At 49.0% G+C, this 6,314-nt stretch carries 8 protein-coding genes; 2 read left to right on the forward strand and 6 right to left on the reverse strand.

Features of this window, described 5'->3' with window-relative positions:
* The 3 genes from Q0510_RS07935 to Q0510_RS07945 form a co-directional block, all read right to left on the reverse strand.
* A partial coding sequence (locus Q0510_RS07935) for an efflux RND transporter permease subunit (protein WP_298709850.1) occupies positions 1-294 on the reverse strand: 294 nt, incomplete at its 3' end.
* Positions 295-322: 28 nt separating this feature from the next.
* On the reverse strand, positions 323-1,405 hold the full coding sequence (locus Q0510_RS07940; protein ID WP_298709852.1) for an efflux RND transporter periplasmic adaptor subunit: 1,083 nt from the start codon (positions 1,403-1,405) through the stop codon (positions 323-325).
* Between the two features lie 141 nt (positions 1,406-1,546).
* A complete protein-coding gene (locus Q0510_RS07945; RefSeq protein ID WP_298709854.1) occupies positions 1,547-1,957 on the reverse strand; it encodes a hypothetical protein in 411 nt (136 codons plus the stop codon).
* Positions 1,958-2,171: 214 nt separating this feature from the next.
* Here Q0510_RS07945 and Q0510_RS07950 point away from each other — a divergent pair, with 214 nt between their 5' ends.
* A complete protein-coding gene (locus Q0510_RS07950) occupies positions 2,172-3,398 on the forward strand; it encodes a right-handed parallel beta-helix repeat-containing protein (protein WP_298709855.1) in 1,227 nt (408 codons plus the stop codon).
* A gap of 61 nt (positions 3,399-3,459) precedes the next feature.
* Entirely contained in the window at positions 3,460-3,816 is a 357-nt protein-coding gene (locus Q0510_RS07955; protein WP_298709857.1) for a hypothetical protein, read from the forward strand.
* A gap of 105 nt (positions 3,817-3,921) precedes the next feature.
* Here the strand turns inward: Q0510_RS07955 and Q0510_RS07960 are convergent, their stop codons facing one another.
* From Q0510_RS07960 to Q0510_RS07970, 3 genes are all read right to left on the reverse strand, one after another.
* The gene (locus tag Q0510_RS07960) at positions 3,922-4,377 is read right to left on the reverse strand and encodes a hypothetical protein (protein WP_298709859.1); all 456 of its coding nucleotides are present in this window, start codon (positions 4,375-4,377) and stop codon (positions 3,922-3,924) included.
* Complete coding sequence (locus Q0510_RS07965; protein ID WP_298709861.1) at positions 4,364-4,927, reverse strand: hypothetical protein; 564 nt, start codon at positions 4,925-4,927, stop codon at positions 4,364-4,366. The genes Q0510_RS07960 and Q0510_RS07965 overlap by 14 nt, the downstream gene beginning before the upstream one ends.
* A 165-nt stretch (positions 4,928-5,092) precedes the next feature.
* Positions 5,093-5,494 (reverse strand): hypothetical protein, encoded by a 402-nt coding sequence (locus Q0510_RS07970; protein ID WP_298709863.1) that lies wholly within the window; start codon positions 5,492-5,494, stop codon positions 5,093-5,095.
* Between the last annotated feature and the right edge of the window lie 820 nt (positions 5,495-6,314).

The raw sequence follows: 6,314 nt of genomic DNA on the forward strand, positions 1-6,314 counted from the left end.
CGTACCGAGGTCGAACACCACCTGGATATTGGCTTCACCGGCGCTCACGGCGTCGGAAGTCATGTATTTCATCCCGGGAACGCCGTTCACGGCTTTTTCCATGGGGATGAGCACCGATTGCACGAGCACGTCGGCGCTGGCGCCCGGGTAAGCCACGCTCACGATCACGCGCGGGGGCGCAATCGATGGGAATTGCGAGGTGGGCAGTGAAAAGATGGCCAGTACCCCGAGAAAAATGATGAATACGGAGATGACGATCGCGAAGACCGGCCGTTTCATGAATATATTGAACATTCGATTGGCTGTTTAATGAGTAGTTGTATTATTCAGACGGCAGTACCAGCTGCGAGATAACGGAGCGGGGATTCTCGAAGTCGAACGCGATCTTGTCGTTGTTCTTCACCTTGCGCAACCCTTCGAGCAGGATTTTTTCATCCCCCTTCAATCCGTCTTTCACCACAAAAAGATCCGGCATTTCCGCGCCGATGGTCACCGGGCGGAGCTGTACCGTATTGTCCTTATCCACCACGTACACATATTTGCGGTCCATGATCTCCAGCGTGGCTTTCTGCGGTATGATCACCGCGTTTTTCATCTCTTCACGAACGAGTATCGAACCGGTTTCACCGTGCCGGAGGAGGCCTTCGCTATTCGGGAAAGTAGCTCTGAACGCGATGTTGCCCGTTTCGTTGTTGAATTCCGCCTCGATGGTTTCCACCACGCCGGGATGACTGAACTCTTCCTTGTTGGCCATGCGCAGGTTTACATTGATTTTTTCTTTCGGTTTGATGGCGGACGCATAATCCAGGTACTCCGCTTCCGACACGTTGAAATACACCCACATGCGGCTGTTGTCGGAAAGGCTGGTCAGCAGGTCGCCTTCTTCGACGAGGCTGCCGAGTTTGAGGTGCAGGTGGTTGATGATACCGTCGAACGGTGCGCGGATCTCCGTGAAAGCGAGGTGTACCTGGGCGAGGGCGAGCTCGGCTTTGGCTTTCTTCAGTTTGGCGTTGGCCATGGCCAGCTCGTTTTTCGACACCACGTTTTTATCCGCCAGTGATTTTGTGTTCTGCACTTCGATCTCCGCAGCCTGGGCTTCAGCTTCCGCCTTGAGCAATTCGGCTTCGTAGAGTTTCGGCATGATGCGGAACAGGAGCTGCCCGGCTTTCACATGCTGCCCTTCATCAACCAGCACATCCTGCAGGTACCCTTTTTCCTGGGCCCTCACTTCGATGTTGCGGATAGATTTTATCTGGCAAACATATTCCCGGGTGATAGTGGTGTCTGTGGTAAGCGGGCTCGTCACCAGCAATTTGGACGAAGCTTCATGATGTTCTTCTTTCGGATGGCAGCCGGTATGGCACAGGAGGGCGCACAAGCCCGATAAAACGAGGATTTGTTTCATATGGAGTTTGAATCTGAAAAACAGTTTTATTGAAGAAATACTTCCCTGCAGGCATACGGAATGCCTGTCCGCAAATGGTTGCAGATGGAAGATGATGCAGGCCTCAGCGGCTTAAACAGCCGTGAAACATGTGTTCCGGAATCAGATGCGGATCACGCGCTGCACAATGAACTGCGCAGGAGTTGCGTAGGAAAAATGTGGGCAGAATGGGAGCGGTTCTTCGGGATAGACGGCGGTGAGACGGTTGGCGTCGGCAAAAAAGGAAGTAAGGATCAGCCGGAAAAGAAGGTGTTGTTTCCGGAAAGACTGTGTGTCTTCATCTTCCTGTGCTTCGAGGCCCTTTACCTTTTCGTAGGCTTCCCGTGCGTCTGGGGGAGTGGGGTTGCGGAACTGGTCTTCTTCGCAGTGTGTGTCGTCCGGAAATTCGTCGGCGGTAAGGTTGAGGAAATACTTTCCGGGGGAGAAACGGGCCGGTTGAAGGCATGCATGCGAATACCCTCCCAGTAAGAGGATATATACCGATAGCATAAATCCGATCAACAAGCGTGTCATTAGCCTATTAAATTGTCGTGCCCGTTTTGCATGCCGGTAGCGGCATTTCGATGAACGGGTGTAAAATTAAAGGGATTACCGTCAAACTGCAAACCTCAAACCGAAAATCGGGATTAATTTTTCCTTAAAATGACCTTAAAAAACATATTCGCATTATCGTAATGCGATAAATAATCCAGGAACTTTGCTGTATTTTTAAGTAAAACCCGGTTTCATGCGCTTGTTTTCCCTGTTTCTCGCATCGATGGCCGTTATTGCCGGTCCTTTGAAAGCCGCTACTTTACACACGGGCCACGGGCAGCGGTATCCTACGCTTGCGGCGGCTGCGGCGGCCGCGGTTCCCGGTGATTCCATATTAATCTACCCCGGAAACTATCCCGGTAATGTTTCGCTGGACGGATTGCAGGGCGCCCCCGGCCGGTGGATCTACATTTGCGCGGCGGAACCCGGCACGGTGGTGTTCCAGGGCGGCGAAAACGCCTGGCGGGGCAGCGGGAATGCTTACCTGCATATCCACGGAATGGTCTTCGAAAAGCAAACGGGCAACGGCCTTAATTTCGACGACGGCGGCCAGGCATCCTCCCCTGCGCACCACCTTGTTTTCGACCAGTGCGTTTTCCGGGATATGGCCGCCACGGGAAACAACGACCTTCTCAAATTATCCGGCGCCAACGATTTCACGGTCATGCACTGCACATTCCTGAACGGAGCCGCCGGCGGCAGCGGCATCGATATGGTAGGTTGCCATAACGGGTCGGTGTTCCAGTGCCGGTTCGAAAACCTCGGCGCCAACGGCGTGCAGATGAAAGGCGGCAGCAGCGACATCCGGGTGGAAGCCTGCTTCTTCAAAAACGCCGGCAGCCGCGCCATCAACCTCGGCGGCAGTACCGGTACGGCCTTTTTCCGCCCTGCGGACGCCGCCTGGGAAGCAGCGCGCCTGACGGTTTGCGCCAACGTCTTCACCGGGTCCGACGTGCCGGTGGCGTTCGTCGGCTGCACCGAATCGATCGTCGTCAACAATACCATTTACAAACCCGCCCGCTGGGCCATCCGCATCCTCCAGGAAAACAAGGATACCGTCCGCTTCGCCAAATGCGGCGGCAATACTTTCCGGAACAACATCGTGTACACAGACGGCCAAATGCGCGCCGCCTGCAGCATCGGCCCCGGTACCGCGGCGGAAACGTTCACCTTTTCCCATAACCTCTGGTTCCATGCAGGCGATCCAGGGTGGCGGGGGCCGCAGCTGCCCGTCCCGGAAAATGGAAGCCTTACCGGGAAAGACCCGCTCTTCCCTGCGGCCGGGCAAGGCGATTTTTCCATTCCGCCCGACAGTCCCGCCGCCGGAGCGGGGTTCCCTGCCTCCGTAGCCAACCGCGACCATGCCCGTACCCGGTTCCGGTCGCCACGGGCTATCGGTGCTTTTGAAGTAAAAGAATGATCCGGCCGCCGGTTTTCAAACAGAATCTTATTAACTTCGGCGCAATAAGAAACGCTATATTATGAACTACGAAGAAATGGTTAAAACCAAAGCCGGTGAAATGGTGGAGAATTTAATCGCGGAAGTCCTCGGCAAAAAGGTTTTTGACATCCGGCACGATTACAACGACAGCGAACAGTGGGCCGTTATCACCACCCACACCGACGAAGACAATGAGATTTCTTTACGCGTTTACGGCAGCGACAAGTATTTCCTCTATTTCGGATACTACGATGAGGAGGATGATTTCCATGAACTGTTGCACCCCATCACCGACGACGTGAAATCCGCCATCCCGAAGCCTTTGCAGAACGCGCTGGAAAAAGTGCTGAGCGATGAACAGGGCATGCGGCTTCCGGGGAATTTTATTTCGAAATAGCTGTTGAAGATATTAGAAAGACCTGCTGAATGGCAGGTCTTTTTTCATGAGATATTCTCCAGATACTTCAGCACCTCTTCCCGCTTGCGGCTGCTGACATATACACTAATGAACGGTATAATAAATTCCTTTCTCCAACACCGTCTGCTTCACGCCATACTCATTGCTACTTTTTTCGGGTGGATTAGAAGAAAAATCGAAAGTCAGCACTTTACTTTTTCCCAATAACGGAACATAAGAAAAATGATACTCGATCAGGCTATCCTGGTAGTTGGGGAGATGTTTATCCATGTACGTCTGCGAAACCATTATTCTTCCCAGAACATGAATTACGGCAATGCGGTTACGCTTCATGAAATCAGTCAAAACCGTGTCAGCAATGCTGGATCTTTCAATAGCCCTGCTTTCCGTAAAAGCGTTATGATAGCCTTTCCCGATCAGGCAGGAGGTCATTTCCCGATAATCCTGCAGGTTTTTGATTTTCTCCCGGTTTCCTGGAGCGGGGATTGCTGCAAGACTGGTAAATATTGCAATCAGACAAATCGGCTTAGCGTATGCCATCTTTTAATTGTATTGTCCATTCCGGCAAGGGATAATCCCGGCTTTTCAGGTAATCCAAATAGGTTGATCTATCTGCTTTATCAAGCGGTTTCACCCATTCAACTGCATTCATCATATACCTGCAACCTAAATTATATTCCTTATCACCATGGTAAATCTTATAACGGCAAGGGAACAAATCAGCATTCATCGAAGTATCGGCCGACAAGATCAATTTAATCCGGCAGAAGGAATAAAACACAGTATCCTCCTGCAAGGTGTTCTCAAATCCATTGTAATATTTCAATAACATTTTCTTTCCAAAACCTTCCAATGGCAGCAGGTTAACGCCAAAATTCAGCGGAAATGTTCCCGGAACAAAGGACTTTGAATTAATACTGGAAAGGACATCGGCGGCACTATCTTCACATGGCTGAAAAACCCAATTGGGTCGCAGATAGATTAAATATCCATCAAGAAGCACGTTCTTATCCTCTACCGGCTGGGATTGAACAGTATTGAGTAATAATAGGCTGATACTAACCAGGATAGACGTTTTTACATGCTTCATATGATATCGCCTTTCATTTTGTTTTTTATCAAAATAATCTCGCATCAAAATACGCCGGGCCCGATATTACAATGCAGTATTCCATATAAAAGGTAAGCAATTTATAAAAAAGAAAAGCAGCACCGCCCAAATGCGATGCTGCCGGAAGTATATATTACACCTATATTACTGTGCGGATGGAACCAGGACTATTTTGAATGTCACGGGGCCGGTTGGCCGTGCTCCCTGCCCCCCGTTAGCCCCCTGAACGGACAAGGATACGTAACCGGGCTGATAGAAAAATGTGTAGCTGTAGCCGTCGTACACCTGTGGCAGCGCTTCATAATTTGTTCTATCGAACATAGCGGCCACGATCACCCCATCATTTTCGAAAGACACATTATCAATTTCAGGCATATTTATAATGGCGTTATAGGTGCCGTCGGCCTGCGTGTAAGTCCAGTCTGCCACGGCGACCGTATGCACGACCGTGAAATTGGGAATGACTTCCGTAGTGTTGTATTCTTTTGTGCAGGCGGATGTCATTACAACGCCTAAAAGGAGCAATAAGATGGGGAATCTTTTCATATGGGTAGGTTTACCTGGTGAGATGCAAAAGGCATACCGGAAATACTGCTTTCGAGGATGAACGGTATTTTTCAGCAATATTTGCCATTATTTGGCTATATGGGCAGTACATTTCGTTTCAGGCCGGCAGACATCTTATTTGAGCATGATTCATTTGCCTTTTAAATTCAAGGTAAGTTTTAAGAGAATTCCCTTTTTAGTACCGCTTTAATATTTCACTACTTTCCCGCGGGGAAGTGGCAGACATTCCAACCGGTACGTGAACGAAAGTGGCTCACAATACAATAATTTCCTACTTTGAGAATAAACTTGTTCTCTTGTTATTTGATATTTATTATAATATCCCACAGAAGGATCATCTAATTGGATTCGCTAAATCTCTTTTCCCAGAGGATGACTTAGATATAATTAAAAACAGTCCGATTGCAAATACCTTTGATCTCCTCAACGACGCTTACTAGCTCAGTTTTTTTACAGTATACGGTATACAAACGTTTCCCATTCTGAACTGAAAAGAAATCGAGAAGGAGAAATATTGGGCACTGAAGAAACCGCTAAGATTTGGGCAGATTGGCAGGCGAAGAAAGACCGTCTTTATAATCTTTACTTCGAATTTGATGACAACTTCAGGAAAATAAAAAGGCCGTTCTAGCGGCGGGAACAAAAAAGGGCAATCCTCTGGATTACCTACTGGTATACATTATGTTAGATAAACAAAGAAAAATTAAAGCAATTAAAGGCACTATCTCATTAACTGTGTAAGTTTCAAAAATCGGAGTTTCGTATTAGTACCTATAACTTGATTCTATTTTCAAAAATA

This window comes from uncultured Chitinophaga sp., from assembly GCF_937874145.1.
GTDB lineage: Bacteria > Bacteroidota > Bacteroidia > Chitinophagales > Chitinophagaceae > Chitinophaga.